We start from the raw sequence: 15,617 nt of genomic DNA on the forward strand, positions 1-15,617 counted from the left end.
GACGTCAGGCGAACCCGCTCATGTCTCGCCCCGCCTTCCGATGATGACGCCTCAGCAGAGCTGTCCCGGTTTGAGTGAGGCCGAGCAGGGCGATCCCGATCACTGGGTAAAGCCAGAACTCGAAGTCACGCTGGAACGCTGACGCAACCGTGGCCAGCACAGCGAGACCTCCCGCGATGCCCACGCCTGCTCCCACCACTCTTTGCGCACGTTGCCGCAGTTCAGCCGTGCCTCCCCCGGACGCTTGCCTTCTCATCAGCGCGGCCGACAGCGCCACCTTCACCTTCGGCCCGTCCCAAGCATCGACGCGAGGCGAAGAACCTCGCTCCCCGCTCGCCCCCGTCACGGGCGAACGCCCCGACCTGACCGCAAAGCTCCTCCCCCCGAACAACCCAGCGCGCGTAACCTACGGACCACGAGCTCGCAGCACAAGCACACGGTCATCGCGCTAGGGTCGACGCGTGCCACCTCGGTCAGCCACCAGCAGGGACTCCGCCCGCTCACCCCGCTTGCCCGCCCGGCCACGCCCACCGGCGGCCATGGACACGGCCGTGTCGCCGGACCACGACCTGGAGGACGAGGCGACGTTCCGGCGGCTGGCGTTCCTCGACCTGGACCTGACCGGGCAGGCCGCCGACTCCGCCGAGTTCGAGCAGTGCCGGTTCACCAGGACCGGCCTTGCCCGTACGGTGCTGGACCGGGCGATGCTCACCGACTGCCTGGTGGAGACCTCGGACTGGGCGAACCTCAAGGCGACCAAGTCGGGCCTGCTGCGGGTCGAGGTGTCTCTGGCCCGGTTGACCGGCCTGCAGTGGGTCGACGGCACGCTGCGGGACGTGACGTTCCGGGAGTGCCGGATGGATCTGGCGACGTTCCGGTTCACCTCGTTCAAGGACGTCGCCTTCGTCGACTGCAACCTGGCCCGGGCCGATTTCACCAACGCCGACCTGCGCGGGGCGTCGTTCACCGGCTGTGACCTGTCGGGCGCGCAGTTCGCGCAGGCCGACTGCGCCGGGGCCCGGTTCACCCGGTGCGAGCTGGGCGGCATCGGCAGCGTGACGAGCCTGCGCGGGGCGAGCGTCAGCGCGCACGACCTCGCCGGGCTGGCGTACACGCTGGCCGCGGCGCTGGACATCACCATCGACCAGGGCTGACCGGCCGGCACGGACTCGCCGCCGCTCACCGGCGAGTCCGTGCCGCGCGGCATGGTCAGCGCGCCGCGCGAGCCGCAACCCGGCGGCCACTGCCGGTTGGGTGCTCGGTCGCCTGCCGTACACCGCCTGCTGGCACCCTGCCTGGGTGCCGTCTGCCCTCCTCAGCGACCTTGCGAAGTTGGGAAGGGCACCTTCTACATCGCGGAGCGATGTGAAGGTGCCCTTCCTTTCGCGCGGGCTGGGTGGTGGGGAGGCGGGGCGGTGTCTGGTGTTGGGGCTGGTCGGGTCGGTGGCGCTGGCCGGGGGTGGGCTGGCGGCGGGGGCGCTGCCGGTGCGGGACACGCTCGCGCCCGCGCTGGGGCTGGGTGAGCTGCGGCAGTATCAGAGCCTCGGGCTGGTCGGCGCGTACTTCGGGCTCGCGTTGCTGGCGGCGGCGTGGTGGCGGCTGGGCCGGGCGGTACGCGGCGCGGAGCCGCCCTCGCCGCGCGGGCTGCTGGTGGTGCTCGCCGCGTGGGCGCTGCCGCTGGTGGCGATGCCGCCGCTGTTCAGCCGGGACGTGTACAGCTACCTGGCGCAGGGCGCGATGGTCACGGCGGGGCTCGACGTCTACCAGGCGGGGCCGTCCGCGCTGGGCGGGCCGCTGCTCGCCGAGGTGCCCGCAATCTGGCAGCACACGCCGACGCCGTACGGGCCGGCGTTCCTGTCCCTGGCCGCCGGGGTGTCCGGGTTCACCACGACGGACGTGCCGCTGGGCGTGTTCGGCATGCGGGCGGTGGCGCTGGCCGGGGTGGTGCTGCTCATCGTGTGCCTGCCGCGGCTGGCCCGGACCTGCGGCGTGGACCCGGCGGCGGCGCTGTGGCTGGGCGCGCTGAACCCGCTGGTGCTGCTGCATTTGGTCAGCGGCGCGCACAACGACGCGGTGATGCTGGGCCTGCTCATCGCCGGGCTGACCGCCGCGGCGGCGGGCCGGTTCACCCTGGCCGCCGTCGCGATCACGCTCGCCTGCCTGGTGAAGGCCCCGGCGGCGCTCGGCCTGGTCGTGGTGGTCTGGCTGTGGCAGCGCTCGCTGCGTCCGGCGCTCAGCCGGCCGGTGGCCACGCTGCGGGCGCTCGCGCTGACCGTGGGCCTCGCGGTGGCGACGACCGCACTGATCACCGCAGTGACGGGGACCGGCTACGGGTGGGTGCGCTCGCTGGCGACGCCGATCTCGGCCCACAACTGGTCGCTGAGCAGCACCGTCGGCCGGATCACCCGGAACCTGCTGGAGTCGGCGGGCAGCGACCTGGCCGCGTCGGCGATCCCGGCGTGGCGCTGGATCGGGCTGGTGGCCGCCGCGGTCGCGACGCTGCTGGCCTGGCATCACCGGAGCAGGCTCGGCCTGGTGTACGCCCTCGGCCTGAGCCTGACCGCGCTCGCGCTGCTCGGCCCCGCGCTGCGCCCCTGGTATCTGCTGTGGGGCCTGGTGCCGATCGCCGCCGCCGCGCCGCCCGACGGCCGGGTGCGCCGCTGGACCGCGCTGGCCTGCCTGGCGCTGACCGTGACGGTGTTCCCGAACGGCTTCACCCCGTCGGCGGACGAGCTGGCCGCGGCGCTGACCGGCGCGCTGCTGGCGGTGCCGGTCGTGTTCCTGTCCACCGGCGACATCGCCTTGCGAGGAACGGAGCCCGCCGCATGGTGAAGACGCCCCGCGCCCGCCTGCTGTGCGTGCTCGCGCTGGCCACCGCCGTAGGCCTGTTCATCGCGCTGATCCCGGGGCACCGCGGCTGGTTCGACGTGCTGGTCTACTACGGCACGGTCAACGACTGGGTGCACGAGGGCGGCGGCGTCTACGACTACCTGGTGCCGGGCACCCACTACGGCTTCACGTATCCGCCGTTCGCGGCCGTGGCGATGGTGCCGATGAGCATGCTCGGCTGGCACACCGTCATCGCGGTGAACGCGGCGCTGACCGCCGCGGCCTGCGCGCTGGTGCTGTACTGGCTGGTCGACCCGATCGCCCGGGAGCACGGGTGGCCGCGGCTGTTCGCCTTCGGGGTCGCCGCGTGCCTGCTGGCCGCGTTGCAGCCGGCCCGGGACACGGTCAGCTTCGGCCAGGTCAACCTGGTCCTCGTGGCGTTGGTGCTCGCCGACGCCCGGCTGCTGACGAGCGGCCGGAGCCGCTGGGCGGGCATCGGGACCGGGCTGGCCGCCGCGATCAAACTCACCCCGGCGATCTTCATCCTGTACCTGCTGCTGGCCGGGCGGCGGCGGGCGGCCGCCGTCGCGAGCGCCACCGCCACCGCCGCGACGCTGCTGGCGGCGCTGGTCGCGCCGGGTCCGTCGTGGACGTTCTGGACGTCGGCGTTCGGTGACACCGCCCGGATCGGGGACCTGTTCTACATCTCCAACCAGTCGCTGCGCGGCGTGATCGCCCGGCTCGATCCGGAGACCTCGCATCCGGTGTACTGGCTGCTCGTGGTCGGGTGTGTGCTGGCGCTGTGGGCCTGGCGGGTGCGCCGGGCGGCCCGCCAGGGCGACGTCTGGGGCGGGTTCGCGCTCACCGGCCTGGCCGCGTGCCTGGTCAGTCCGGTCACCTGGGTGCACCACCTGGTGTGGGTGGTGCCCGCGCTGGTCCTGCTGACCGGGGCGGGGCTGCGGGAGGCGGAACCGCGCTGCCGCCGCAGGCTGCTGTGGTGGGCGGGGACCGCCTACGTGGTCCTGTGCAGCAGCGTGGTGTGGCTGTGGGCGAACAGGTCCGGCGACCCGGACGGGTTCGTCGGCGGGAGCGCGTACGTCTGGATCACGCTCGGGCTGCTCGTCTTCCTGCCGCTGCGCGCGGCGACGCCCACCGTTCACCGGGCGGCGGCGCAAGAGTCGATCACCGTACTCGCCGCGCGGTCATGATGCGCGCACGCCGTCCGGCCGTGACGGCGTGCAAGGGGAACCATGACCATCCTCAGCACCATCCTGGGACTGCTCGCGGCGGCGCTGTTCGCGGCGGCCGCCGCGCTGCAGCACCGGGTCACCCGGGCCGTCGCGCAGGCTCGCGGCGACACGGCCGGGCACTGGCTGCCCGTGCTCGGCACCGCCGCACGCCTGCTGCGCAGCCCGGTCTGGCTGGCCGGGCTCGGCTGCAACGTGCTGGGCTTCGCCGCGCACGCCTCGGCGCTGCACACCGGTTCGATCGCCATCGTGCAGGCGCTGCTGGCGGTGCAGTTGATGTTCGCGCTGCCGATGGCGTACACGCGCACCGGCCGCCCGCCCGCCGCCCGGGACTGGCTCGGCACCGCCGCGGTCTGCGCGGGCCTGGCGGTGCTGGTGCTGGCCCGGGGCGGTGTCGCGCAGACGGTACGCCGGGAGCCGCTGCCCGCCGTGCTGCTGGCCGCGATCGTCCTGATCCTGGTGCTGCTCGCGGTCGCGCGCAGCCGGCCGGGGCGGGGCGCCCGCACCGCGCTGACCGGCGTCGCCGCGGGCACCGGGTTCAGCACCACCGCCGTGCTGACCGTCGTCGTCGCCGACCAGCTCGCCACCCGCGGACCGCTGACGGCCGCGCTGGACTGGCCGCTGTCCGCGCTGGCGTTGTCCGGCCTGGTCGCGGCGGTGCTGGCGCAGGAGGCGTTCGGCAGCGGCTCGCTGCCCGCCGCGCTGACCGCGATGACCGTCGCCGACCCGGTGCTGAGCTGGCTGTGGGGCGCGCTCCTGTTCGACGAGGCCCCACCGGCGAGCCTGGCGGCGCTGTGGACGCTCGCCCTGGCCGGAGCCGCGATCGCCGCCGGTGTGGCCCTGCTGGCCTACTCCCCCACCCGACGCGTGGCGTCCGACGCTCGCCCTTGATCGTTCGACTTGCCCGGCACCTGGGCGTATGGGCGTCCAAGATACGCACACCTGCCCGGCAGGTCGGATGACCTTGCGGCGCACCGGGGCGTGCCGAAGAGTTCTTGCGGCGTTTGCCGGAAGTACGTTCGCGACGTGCGGCGCGGCCACCGCGGATCGGCCACAGTTGCCGCCATGGCATGGGACCTGCACGACTACCGCCTGGTGACCGCCAGCGCGTACCCCGGCATGATGGCGCCGCTGACCGAGCACCCCTCGTGCGTCTGCGTGCTGTCCGGCGACGCCGACGCCGACCTGCCCGGCACCCGGGCGCTGTCACTGGAGCGGCTCGACGGCGTGCGCCGCCGCTGGCGCTTCGGCGACGTGGCCCGGCTGGCCGACTTCGTCCCCAAGGTGCTCGCCGAGGCCCCGGCCGACGACCGGCCGATACTGCTGGTGCCGCCGCGCGCCAGCACCGCGTGGGAGTCCGCCGCGGCGGCCTGGCCGGGCCGGGTGCGGCTGGCGGCCGGGCCGCTGGAGGTCGTGGAACGGCTGGCCGAGGACAAGGTCTACATCCGCGCCGCGCTGCAGGGACTCGGCGTGCCGGTGCCCGAGGCGCTGGCGCTCGACCGGTCCGAACTCGACTTCGCGGCCGTCGCCCGGCGGCTCGACACGCCGTTCATCGCGCAGACCCCGAACGGCGCGGGCGGGCAGGGCACCTACCTGGTGCGCGACGCCGCCGAGCTGGCCGCGGCACGGCAGGCGCACCCGCACGTCACCCGGTGGCTGCTGTCGCGCTACGCCGGAGACGTGACGATCAACGTGGCCGGGGTGGTGCACGCCGACGGGGTGCTCCTGCTGCCCGCGTCGTTGCAGATCAGCGGTATCCCGCAGCTCGGGTACGCGTTCGGCGGCTACTGCGGCAGCGACTTCGCCACGCCGCGCGTCGACCCCGGCACGCTGGCCCAGGCCTACCTGCACACCGAGCGCATCGGAGCGTGGCTGGCCGCGCAGGGGCACCGGGGCCTGTTCGGGGCCGACATCGCGGTGTCCGGCGGCGACGTGGCGTTCCTGGAGGTCAACCCGCGCATCCAGGGCTCGTCGTGGCTGCTGAGCCGCTTGCAGGAGCGGCACGGGCTCGACCCCTGCCTGCACCAGCACCTGCGGGCGCTGCTCGGCGAACCGCTCGACCCGGCCGACGCGGCCCGGCCGGTGCTCGCCACCGCGGGCAGCCACCTGCTGGTCCGCTGGACCGGGCCGGGCGGGGTGGTGCGGGCGGTGCCACGGCCCGACTCGTACGCCGGAATCCAGGTCACCGGCCTGCCCGCACTCGGCGTGACCCTGCTGCCGGGCGCGATCCTGGCCCGCCTGGAGTCGACCACGAGCCTGTCCGCACCGGACGGACGCGCCCTGCTGCCCGCCACCGCGGCCCTGGTCGCCGCGCTCACCACCGCGGTCGCCGTCGAGCCGCTGCGCTGACGGCGAAACCGTTGCGGCGCACCGGCTGCCGGTGCGCCGCCCCGGGCGCTGCCTTCACTTCCCGTTAACCCTTTGTTGGCCTGTTTGCCCTGGTAGCGGCTTGATACCAAGGAATGGTCTTGGCAGAAAGTCCATCCGTGGCAAGGAGTCCGTGTGCGAACCAGGGTGCTCTCCGTGATGCTGGCGGCAGCCGTGCTGCTGTCCGCCGGCTGCGACGACACGTCAGACCCGCCCTCCGGCGGCACGGCGCCGTACAGCAGCGATCCGAAGGTGCTGCAGCTCGTCGCCGGGTCCGAGCAGCAGTCGGTGCTGGACACGGTCGTCAGGCCGTGGTGCGCCGAGCAGGGCTACGACTGCCGGTTCACCCTCAAGGGGTCGGTGGACCAGGCGCGGCTGCTGGCCTCCGGCAACGGCGACTTCGACGCGTACTGGTTCGCCAGCTCCGTCTTCTCGCAGATCGGCGACCAGGCCGCGAAGCTGCAGGACGTCAAGCCGATGTTCCTCACCCCGGTCGTGTACGCCGGGTGGCACGCCGAGATGCGGCGGCTCGGCTTCACCGGCCGCACCGACGTCGCCGTCAAGGACGTGCTCGACGCGGTCGAGTCCGGGAAGACGACGGTGTGGGTGACCAACCCGACCCAGTCCAACTCGGGCGCGACGGTGCTGTTCGGGTTCCTGAACCACTTCGCGGGCAACGGTCCCGGCCAGCCACTCACCCAGGCGCAGCTGGACTCCCCCGCCGTCGACGCGGGCATCAGCCGGTTCATCCAGGCCATGGACGCGACCCCGCCGTCCACCGGCACGCTGATGAACGACTGCCTGGCCCGGCCGGACGTGTGCCGCACCGTGTTCACCTACGAGGACCTGGTCATCGAGAAGAACCAGGAGCTGGTCAGGGCGGGCAAGGAGCCGCTGTACGCGGTGTACCCCAAGGGGGCGCTGGCGATCAGCGACGCCCCGCTGGGCTTCCTGCCGCACGGCACCGACGCCGACCCCGCCAAGCGGTCGCTGGTCACCGAGTTGCAGACCTACCTGCTGACCGACGCGGGCGCGAAGGCGAAGCTGCTGGCGCTGGGCCGCCGCCCGGCCACCGGCATCGGCCTGACCCTCGACAACCCGGACCTGAGCGTGTTCAACCCCGACTGGGGTATCCAGGCCAACGTGCGCGAGCAGGGCATCACCTATCCCTCGGTGGCTGTGATCAAGGCGGCGCTGGATCGTTACCAGACGCACTACCGCAAGCCGGTCGATGCCTACTACTGCCTCGACGGCAGCGGCTCGATGAACGACAACGCGGGCTGGGCCGGCGTACGCGACGCCGCGCACCAGATCTTCGACGCCGACCAGGCCGCGCTGAACCTGCTGCAGACCCACCCTGAGGACATCACCACGGTGACCGTCTTCAACAGCGGCATCTCGGCCGGCCCGTGGCGGGTCACCGGCAACGACGCCGGGCAGCTGCACGGGCTCACCGAGAAGATCGTCGCCCACGAACCCGGCAGCGGCACCAACATGTACGCCTGCCTTAAGCAGGCCGTGACCGCGCTGACCGCGTCGCAGTCGGCCACCCGCAAGAGCCTGGTCATCGTGATGTCCGACGGCATGTCCGAGGACGCCGAGCAGGCCGAGGCCGTCGCCGCGCTCAAGGCGGCCGGGGTGCCGGTGGTGGCCATCGCGTTCGGCGACGATGCCGACCCGGGCCAGCTCAAGCAGGTCGCCGAGGCGACCGGTGGCGCGTTCGTGCAGCAGAACGACCTGGTCGCGGCGCTGCGTACCGCCGCGGGCTACAAGTGAGGCGGCGATGACGCGCAAGGTCGCCACCCCGCTGGCGCTGCTCGTCGCGGTCGGCGTGTTCGGCGGGTTGTTCTCGGTCACCGGCAGCCTGCTGTGGTCGCCGCTGCTCGCGGCCGTGTCCGCGCTCGGCGTCTACCTGATGCTCGACTCGCGCACCGCGTCCCAGGTCCGCGATGACGAGTACGGGGCCGACGCCGACCGCAAGGCCGACGAGGTGGTCCGGGCGGCCAAGGAGATCCGCAAGCTCAGCCGCGACGTCGCCTCGCCGTCGGTGAAGCACCTGCTGCAGCAGGCCGCCGAGTTCGTGCCCGAACTGCTCGACCGGGTCCGGGCCACCTCGCCGAACAGCCTCTACTCCAGTGCCAGCCAGCTCGGCGCGCACCTGCAGAGCCTGCTCGGCGTGGTCCGGCAGTACCTGGACATCCAGCGCAACCCGGCGTTCTACGACGACCCGGCGGCGCTGCTGGCCGGCGGCGAGCAGGCCGTGCAGCGCTTCACCGAGTTCACCATCGACAGCCTGCGCCTGGTCAACCAGGGCGACCTCGCCCAGTACCAGGCCAACCTGCAGACCGTCGCCCCGCCGAAACTCCCGCAGCTGGGATAAGGAGCATCACGTGAGATTGCCGAGCGGCCGATTCCTCGTCGGGCTCGTCCTGGTCCTGGTGGTCTGCGTGGCCACCGCGTACGCGCTGACCCGCGGCGAGGACTCCCCGCCCGGCGGGGGCGGCACGGCGCAGGCCGTCACCGTCACCTGCCTGGGCGGCTCGGAGAAGACCGAGCTGATGGCCGACGAGCAGGTCAAGAAGATCCTGCGCGAGCAGTACGGCCTGACCGTGCGGTTCCAGCCGCTGGGCTCGTACGACCTGGTGCAGCTGTCCAAGGACGACCTGGCCGCGCGCAAGGCGGGCTGCCTGTGGCCGTCCAGCGCCAGCGCGCAGAAGGTGTTCGAGAGCCTGCACTCCGGGCAGTTCCCGCAGTACCGCGCGGAGACCGTGCTCCAGTCGCCGGAGGTGATCTACGCCGGGCCGCAGGGCACCGACGCGCTGGTCAAGGCGGGCATCGTGGCCAAACGCGCGGACCGTTACTTCATCGTCGACATGAAAAAGCTGCTGCTGGAGCACGTGCTCAAGCGCACCACCTGGCAGTCGCTGGGCGCCGCCGACCTGCGCGGCCCGATCGCGGTGTCCAGCACCGACGCGGCGAAGTCCAACAGCGGCTTCACCCTGGCCCAGCTCCAGCTGAACATCATCGCCACCGACGACGTGTTCTCCGCGCCGAGCCTGGCCCAGGCCCGCAAGGTGCTGCCGACGGTGCGCGCCGTCTACGACGCGCAGGGCCTGCAGGCGGCGGGTTCGGAGGCCGGCTTCCGGCAGTGGCTGACCCAGGGCGCGGAGTTCCACGCCCCGCTGTACGCCGGCTACGAGAACCAGCTCATCCAGCAGGTGGTGCAGCTCGGCGCGGACGCCGACAAGCTGCTCAAGGACGTGCGGGTGCTCTACCCCGACCCCACGATCTACAGCGACCACCCGATCCTGGCACTGGACGCCGACGCGGCCCGTTTCCTGGAGGCCATGAAGGACCCCGGCATCCAGCAGCTCGCCTGGCAGAAGTACGGCCTGCGCTCGGGCCTGCACGTCGGCCTGACCAAGGTCTCCGACTTCCCGAACCTCCCGCTGGCCGACCAGTTCCGCACCACCGCCCCGCCTGGCGCCGAGGTCACCCTGGCCCTGCTCGCCTGCGTCAAAGAGGTCGCCAAATGCTCCTGACCGCCCGCACCGCGCTCGGCGTCCGCAGTTTCGGGGAAACTGCACGATCCGGGCCCGCCGAAAGCGCATTTTCCTTGAAACAGCAGGAGGAGAACCACCCATGAGCGAGCTCGCGATCGACTTCGGCAGCATCACGGGCGCGCCGCCGCAGCCGGCCGGTAGCGCGGACACGGCGCTGGCCGCCGTGGCCCGCACCGGTGAACCCGGCCGGCTGGTCTGCGCCGACCTGCTCAGCCCGGCGCAGCGCGAGCAGGCGCTCGCCCTGGCGAAGCAGACCTACCCGCGCATGATGGCCGACACCGACCAGCTCGCCGGGTTCGGCAACAGCGCGATCGACCAGGTCAACACACAGGTGCAGCGGATCTTCCGGGAGGTCGGCCCGGTCAAGATCCCGGAGCTGACCCAGATCATGCACGAGATCAACGACCGGATGCGCGACTTCCGCCGCCGCTACGACCCGGCCGACCCCCGGGTGCGCGAGGTGTTCGACAAGTTCATGGACGCCGTCCGGGGCGTCTTCCGCAAGGGCCGCGACCTGGTGGAGATGCTGTTCGAGGAGGCCCGTTCGGTGGAGCAGCAGCTCGACCGCATCGCGGGCACCCTGGTCGAGAAGCAGCAGCAGCTCAAGCGCAACGTGGTGCTCTGCGACGAGCTGTACAAGGCCAACGAGGCCGCGATCAGCCAGCTCGTCGGGGTCATCGCCGTCATGGAGCTGATCCGGGACCTGGCGGTGGCCGAGGCCGCGTCGATCCGCGTCGACCCGGCCGACGTCGACCGCCGCGACAAGGAGGAGCGCCTGGCCCGGGTCACCGAGTTCGTCCAGGCGATCGAGGTGCGCATCAGCGAGTTCCAGCAGCGGCTGTTCGTCGCCTGGTCGACCTCGCCCCAGGTGCGCAACATCCGCTCCCTGCACTACGGCCTCGGTCAGCGGCTGGCCCTGCTGGTCAACCTGACCATTCCGACCATGAAACTGACCATCGCCCAGTGGGGCCTGCTGCTCCAGGCCAACCAGGCCGCCCAGATGCAGCAGGCGGTAGCCGACGGAGCCAACGAGGTGCTCTCGGCGTACGCCCACGCCGCGGGCACCGGCGTCCCCCAGATCGCCCGACTGATCCAGACTCCGACGATCCGCCCCGAGACCATCCTGGAGGTCGCGGCATCGATCGACGCCCAGGCCAAGGGCATCGAGGAGGCGGTCCGGTTCGGCCAGCAGGCCCGTGCCGAGGTCGTCTCCGCGATCGTCACCGCGCAGGAGTCCATGTCCGCGAGCTCCCAGCACCTCAGCCGCACCGTCGTCGACCTCGTCACGAAAGCAAACAAACCACTCGAACTACCCGTCGGTCCGCACTTGCCGGACTCGGTCCTCGAACGGGTCACGAACCAGGCATGAACGCAGGGATGAGTTGCCTCCCCCCGTCGAAGACCGGGGGAGGCAACTCTAATGACCTTTGCTGGGGGCGGGCTGCCCTGGTGTCAGCACCGAAACGCCTGCAGCGTCTGCGGGCTGACGCCACTCACAATCTCCTGGAAACATGATCTGGATAGGTCCAGCAAGGATCGACTCGTTGCCGGCGGCATCCACGGCGGTTACGGCATAGCTATGGCTGGACGGTTCTGCTCCGCAGCCCAGCGTATAGTCCGCGAATCGAATGCGCTCGCCGCTGTGCTCGACCGCTGGCGGCCTGACCTTGACAGTCGCCAGTAGCCGCCGATCCCGGTAGAGGTTATAGGTCGACACTGCGACGTTGTCCGTAGCATGGCCCCACGTCAGCACGGCATGCCGCCCGTCGTCGCCGATTCCACCCTTGAAGTCGGGCGGCACCGAAGGCGCCTGAGTATCGGCTCCGCCAGCTGAAGCGATCAACTCGAAAACGCGTTGAAGCAGGTCCCGGAAGAGGTCTTCCCGATAGCCGATGGCGAAGGCAATGACGTAACCGAGGACCCTGGGCGGGTTGTTCTCGTCATCGAACGAGAGCGAGGCTTGGACAATCGAGATGTAGATCAGGTAGCCGATCACCCCGACGATCGAGCTCGTCCACGGTCGGGCCGCATACCAGAGATTCCAGGCCGGATTCCACTTTTCGCGATGCCGCAGGAGGCCCGTGAAGTTCGCCATGACACCGCCAAGTGCTCCGTACCATGCGATGTACAGCATGTGCCGAGGGTCGTAGATCAACGGGGCCTTGGAATTCAGCAGATAGTCGTGGAACTTGAAATACCCCCACACCAGCATCAATAGCAACATCAGGTAGCCCATGCTGATGGCGGAGAGTCCTCGCGGTGTCAGTTCCCGTCGGCGCTTCTCGCCTGCTGCCATACGTCCTCCCAGACCAAAGTGGAGATACTAGGAGACCGGCAGATAGCAGGCAGTCAACAAGCCGACCGGAAATGCCATCCCCATGGATGGCGAACTAGACCGTGCAGCCATCCGCCCGCCCGGCGAGGGCCACCGCTCGGCATCACGCCGTCGCGGTGGCGAGCAGGCGGGCTTGCACGCGGCTCGCGGCGGACCGCAGGTACGGCGCCCGGCCGCCGTGGGCGGCCGCGTGCGGCGAGCACGCCCCGTGCCGCCGCAGCACCTCGGCCAGCCGGTCCTCCAAGAACACGGACTCCCCGCGTACCCCCGTGGTCTGGTCGGCGCAGGCCAGCGCGTCGGTCACCGCCGAGCGCTCGTCGTCGAACTCGGCCATGCCGTCGACGCCCTGCGCCACGGCCAGGAAGGATGCCCCGGAATGATGTGCCACCAGCGCGCACAGCCGCATCGGCCAGCCGAGCCGCCGCAGCAGGCGTGCCCCGTCGAGGGAGTGGAAACCGGTGTCGCGGGCCGCGACGGCGTACCCGATGTCGTGCAGCCAGGCCGCGCACAGCAGTAGATCGCGATCGGCCGGGTCGACCGCGGTGACCAGATCGGCCGCGCGGCCCGCCACCCCGGCGGAGTGCGACCACCGCTGCGGCAGATCGACCAGCAGCTCGTCTGCCAGGCACATGGCCCGGGCGGGCACGAGATGATCGATGACCAGCGGCACGAGCTGACGGTATGCCGGTACACCGCCCTGCTCAATCGATGTCGCGCACCGGCCTTCCACTGTTCGCCCGCTGTTCATCTGGCCGGCGCGCTCCGGCCCGGCGCCCACCGCCCGGCCATGGCGGCACCGCGGTCGACAGGACTCCTCGGTTGTTCGCCTCGCAACGATCGTCCGATCGGCGGGCGCGCTGAAACACTTACGTATTTAACGTCCACATCGCACTGTCGGGCGATCACGGGGAGAGCGCGCCATGAGACCACGTCCCTACGTGCGCTGCCCGGGCTGCGATCTCGTCGGCCCGGCCGAGCGCCTCGACTACGAACTCGGCGACACCGGCGACGTGGACTGGGCACAGCAGGTGACCTGGCAGTGCGCCGAATGCGGCTACCTCGACACGATCACCGCGGACCAGGTGCTCGCCGTCGACGCCGCGCACACCTGCGTCGACTGCGCGACGCAGACGCCCTGCCCGGCTTCGGCCGCGCGGGTGGAGTGCGAGCGCTGCGGGCTCATCGGCCTGGGCCCCGCCACCGCCGACCCGGAGATCGCGGGTCAGCTGCGGGCCATCGAGGCGCTGCACGACATGGAGCTGCGGGTGCAGCAGGCGCTGCGCGCGAGCCGCGATCCGTCCGGCGGACCCCGGCCCGCCTGACGGCCGCATGGCATGATTCGCTGCGACGACGGCGGCCTGCCCGGACGCCGGTGATCGTGCCCGGCCGTGGCCGCGGCGGAGAGGTGGCACAGCGTGCGGACCGCGGTGATGGGAGCCGGTTCCTGGGGCAGTGTCTTCGCCAAGATCCTGGGCGAGGCGGGCGGCGAGGTCACCATGTGGGCCCGCCGGGAGTCCATCGCGGACGCGATCCGCACGACCGGCCGCAACCCCGACTACTTCCCCGAGGTCGCGCTGCCCCGCAACGTCACGGCGACCGCCGACCCCGCGGCCGCCCTGGCCGGGGCCGACCTGGTCGTGCTCGCGGTGACCTCGCAGACGCTGCGCGCGAACCTGAGCGCGTGGGCCGGGCTGATCCCGGCCGGGGCGACGCTGGTCTCCCTGATGAAGGGGATCGAGCTGGGCACTACCAAGCGGATGAGCGAGGTCATCGTGGAGACCGCCGGGGTCGACCCGAGCCGGGTCGCCGTGGTCACCGGGCCGAACATCGCGCCCGAACTGGCCGTGCGCCAGCCCGCCGCGGCCGTGGTCGCCTGCACGGACCTGGACCGGGCGGCAGCCGTGCAGGAGGCGATCACCACGCCCTACTTCCGGCCGTACACCAACGACGACGTCATCGGGGCCGAGCTGGGCGGGGCGGTCAAGAACGTGATCGCCCTGGCGTACGGCATCGCCACGTCGATGGAGCTGGGCGAGAACATCAAGGCCACCCTGATCACACGCGGGCTCGCCGAGACCACCCGGCTCGGCATCGCGCTGGGCGCGGACCCGCTCACCTTCGCCGGCCTGTCGGGACTGGGCGACCTGGTTGCCACCTGCTGCTCGCCGCTGACCCGCAACCGCACCTTCGGCGAGCACCTGGGCCGCGGCCTGAACCTGGAGCAGGCCCAGGCGGCCACCCGGTACACCGCCGAGGGCGTCAAGAGCTGCCTGGCCATCCGGGACCTGGCCCACAAGCACGGCGTGGAGATGCCGATCACCGAGCAGGTGGAGCGGATCTGCCACGAGGGCGTCGACCCGAAGGTCGCCCTGGCCACCCTGATGAGCCGGCAGACCAAGCCCGAGTAGCGGTCATCCGGCGGGTTCCCCCTGCCAGTGCCGCTCGAACACGATCTTGTGCCGGTCGCCGGGCAGCACGTTGAGGGTGCACTGCACGGGCTGCCCGGACGCGGTGTACCCGGTGTCGTAGTGGGCCGCGACGGGGGTGCCAGGGCCCAGGCTGAGGCGGTGGATCTCCTCGGGCGTCGGCATCCGGATGAAGATCTCGTCGATGGCCCGGTCCTGCCGGTAGCCGAGGTCGGCCAGCACCTGGTCGGTGCCCCGGGGCAGGTAGGCCGGAGACATGATCTCCGAGTCCTTGACCAGGTCGATCGGGAAGTGCGAGTCGTTGATGTTGGTCGGCTCGCCGTTGATGAACCGCACCCGGCGGCGCGCCACGACGGTCTGCCCGGCCGCGATGCCCAGCCGCTGGGCGAGATCGGGCGCGGCCTGCACCAGTGACACCTCGATGGCCTGGTGCGGGGTGCGGCCCTCGGCGACGATCTGCTGCGAGAACCGGTCCATCTCCGGGGTGGCCGGGCGCGGGCGGGACTTCTCCTGCGGCCGGTAGACCATGTGCTCGCGGCGGCGCACGAAGTAGCCGTGCGGCCGGCGGGCGACGATCAGCCCCTCGGTGACCAGGATGCCGAGTCCGGTGCGCACGGTCTGGCGGACCACGCCGAACCGGTCGGCGATCTCGTGCTCGGTCGGCAGCCGGTCGTCGGGCCGCAGCTCCCCCGACATGATCAGCCCGCGGTACGCGGCCGCGATCCGCTGGTACGCGGGCATCGCCGCACTCCGGGCCGTCTCCACGTGCTCCACCTCCCTGACGCTGTGACGCGTCCGCGATCGATGTCTTGACAACCGATCCAAGCTCACTGCACCATCATCCGCAACA

14 protein-coding genes are annotated in these 15,617 nt (G+C 71.7%); 11 read left to right on the forward strand and 3 right to left on the reverse strand.

What is annotated here, in order from left to right; translation table 11 throughout:
* Positions 1-539: 539 nt before the first annotated feature.
* From ACFQO7_RS00455 to ACFQO7_RS00495, 9 genes are all read left to right on the forward strand, one after another.
* On the forward strand, positions 540-1,154 hold the full coding sequence (locus tag ACFQO7_RS00455) for a pentapeptide repeat-containing protein (protein ID WP_376804440.1): 615 nt from the start codon (positions 540-542) through the stop codon (positions 1,152-1,154).
* 268 nt (positions 1,155-1,422) lie between these two features.
* A complete protein-coding gene (mptB, locus tag ACFQO7_RS00460) occupies positions 1,423-2,832 on the forward strand; it encodes a polyprenol phosphomannose-dependent alpha 1,6 mannosyltransferase MptB (protein ID WP_376804441.1) in 1,410 nt (469 codons plus the stop codon).
* Positions 2,826-4,037 (forward strand): glycosyltransferase 87 family protein, encoded by a 1,212-nt coding sequence (locus ACFQO7_RS00465; RefSeq protein WP_376804442.1) that lies wholly within the window; start codon positions 2,826-2,828, stop codon positions 4,035-4,037. The genes mptB and ACFQO7_RS00465 overlap by 7 nt, the downstream gene beginning before the upstream one ends.
* Before the next feature lie 42 nt (positions 4,038-4,079).
* Entirely contained in the window at positions 4,080-4,967 is an 888-nt protein-coding gene (locus ACFQO7_RS00470; protein ID WP_376804443.1) for a DMT family transporter, read from the forward strand.
* A gap of 174 nt (positions 4,968-5,141) precedes the next feature.
* Positions 5,142-6,425 carry an ATP-grasp domain-containing protein gene (locus ACFQO7_RS00475; RefSeq protein WP_376804444.1) on the forward strand — a complete coding sequence of 428 codons (1,284 nt, stop codon included), beginning with the start codon at positions 5,142-5,144 and terminating at the stop codon, positions 6,423-6,425.
* A gap of 153 nt (positions 6,426-6,578) precedes the next feature.
* Positions 6,579-8,219: a vWA domain-containing protein gene (locus ACFQO7_RS00480; protein ID WP_376804445.1), complete on the forward strand. Its 1,641-nt coding sequence runs from the start codon at positions 6,579-6,581 to the stop codon at positions 8,217-8,219.
* Positions 8,220-8,226: 7 nt separating this feature from the next.
* On the forward strand, positions 8,227-8,823 hold the full coding sequence (locus ACFQO7_RS00485; protein WP_376804446.1) for a hypothetical protein: 597 nt from the start codon (positions 8,227-8,229) through the stop codon (positions 8,821-8,823).
* Between the two features lie 10 nt (positions 8,824-8,833).
* Positions 8,834-9,985 carry a hypothetical protein gene (locus ACFQO7_RS00490; protein WP_376804447.1) on the forward strand — a complete coding sequence of 384 codons (1,152 nt, stop codon included), beginning with the start codon at positions 8,834-8,836 and terminating at the stop codon, positions 9,983-9,985.
* A 100-nt stretch (positions 9,986-10,085) separates the two neighbouring features.
* Positions 10,086-11,375, forward strand: a complete 1,290-nt coding sequence (locus tag ACFQO7_RS00495) for a toxic anion resistance protein (protein WP_376804448.1) — start codon at positions 10,086-10,088, stop codon at positions 11,373-11,375.
* A 48-nt stretch (positions 11,376-11,423) separates the two neighbouring features.
* Here the strand turns inward: ACFQO7_RS00495 and ACFQO7_RS00500 are convergent, their stop codons facing one another.
* Together ACFQO7_RS00500 and ACFQO7_RS00505 are read right to left on the reverse strand one after the other, a co-directional pair.
* The gene (locus ACFQO7_RS00500) at positions 11,424-12,302 is read right to left on the reverse strand and encodes a hypothetical protein (protein WP_376804449.1); all 879 of its coding nucleotides are present in this window, start codon (positions 12,300-12,302) and stop codon (positions 11,424-11,426) included.
* 142 nt (positions 12,303-12,444) lie between these two features.
* Positions 12,445-13,011, reverse strand: coding sequence for an HD domain-containing protein (locus ACFQO7_RS00505; RefSeq protein ID WP_376804450.1), 567 nt, complete (start codon positions 13,009-13,011; stop codon positions 12,445-12,447).
* A 250-nt stretch (positions 13,012-13,261) separates the two neighbouring features.
* Here ACFQO7_RS00505 and ACFQO7_RS00510 point away from each other — a divergent pair, with 250 nt between their 5' ends.
* Both ACFQO7_RS00510 and ACFQO7_RS00515 read left to right on the forward strand, forming a co-directional pair.
* Entirely contained in the window at positions 13,262-13,663 is a 402-nt protein-coding gene (locus tag ACFQO7_RS00510) for a hypothetical protein (protein WP_376804451.1), read from the forward strand.
* Between the two features lie 108 nt (positions 13,664-13,771).
* Positions 13,772-14,749, forward strand: a complete 978-nt coding sequence (locus tag ACFQO7_RS00515; RefSeq protein ID WP_376804697.1) for an NAD(P)H-dependent glycerol-3-phosphate dehydrogenase — start codon at positions 13,772-13,774, stop codon at positions 14,747-14,749.
* A gap of 3 nt (positions 14,750-14,752) precedes the next feature.
* Here the strand turns inward: ACFQO7_RS00515 and ACFQO7_RS00520 are convergent, their stop codons facing one another.
* Positions 14,753-15,532 carry a GntR family transcriptional regulator gene (locus ACFQO7_RS00520; RefSeq protein ID WP_360530475.1) on the reverse strand — a complete coding sequence of 260 codons (780 nt, stop codon included), beginning with the start codon at positions 15,530-15,532 and terminating at the stop codon, positions 14,753-14,755.
* Between the last annotated feature and the right edge of the window lie 85 nt (positions 15,533-15,617).

Origin of the sequence: Catellatospora aurea, assembly GCF_042663325.1 — a bacterium.
GTDB classification, from domain to species: domain Bacteria; phylum Actinomycetota; class Actinomycetes; order Mycobacteriales; family Micromonosporaceae; genus Catellatospora; species Catellatospora aurea.

Bases quoted from the DNA above. Each gene is read 5' to 3' on its own strand.
- ACFQO7_RS00500 (WP_376804449.1), bottom strand. From the start codon at position 12,302: ATGGCAGCAGGCGAGAAGCGCCGACGGGAACTGACACCGCGAGGACTC.
- ACFQO7_RS00455 (WP_376804440.1), top strand. From the start codon at position 540: ATGGACACGGCCGTGTCGCCGGACCACGACCTGGAGGACGAGGCGACG.
- ACFQO7_RS00465 (WP_376804442.1), top strand. From the start codon at position 2,826: ATGGTGAAGACGCCCCGCGCCCGCCTGCTGTGCGTGCTCGCGCTGGCC.
- ACFQO7_RS00475 (WP_376804444.1), top strand. From the start codon at position 5,142: ATGGCATGGGACCTGCACGACTACCGCCTGGTGACCGCCAGCGCGTAC.
- ACFQO7_RS00485 (WP_376804446.1), top strand. From the start codon at position 8,227: ATGACGCGCAAGGTCGCCACCCCGCTGGCGCTGCTCGTCGCGGTCGGC.
- ACFQO7_RS00510 (WP_376804451.1), top strand. From the start codon at position 13,262: ATGAGACCACGTCCCTACGTGCGCTGCCCGGGCTGCGATCTCGTCGGC.
- ACFQO7_RS00515 (WP_376804697.1), top strand. From the start codon at position 13,772: ATGGGAGCCGGTTCCTGGGGCAGTGTCTTCGCCAAGATCCTGGGCGAG.
- ACFQO7_RS00470 (WP_376804443.1), top strand. From the start codon at position 4,080: ATGACCATCCTCAGCACCATCCTGGGACTGCTCGCGGCGGCGCTGTTC.
- ACFQO7_RS00495 (WP_376804448.1), top strand. From the start codon at position 10,086: ATGAGCGAGCTCGCGATCGACTTCGGCAGCATCACGGGCGCGCCGCCG.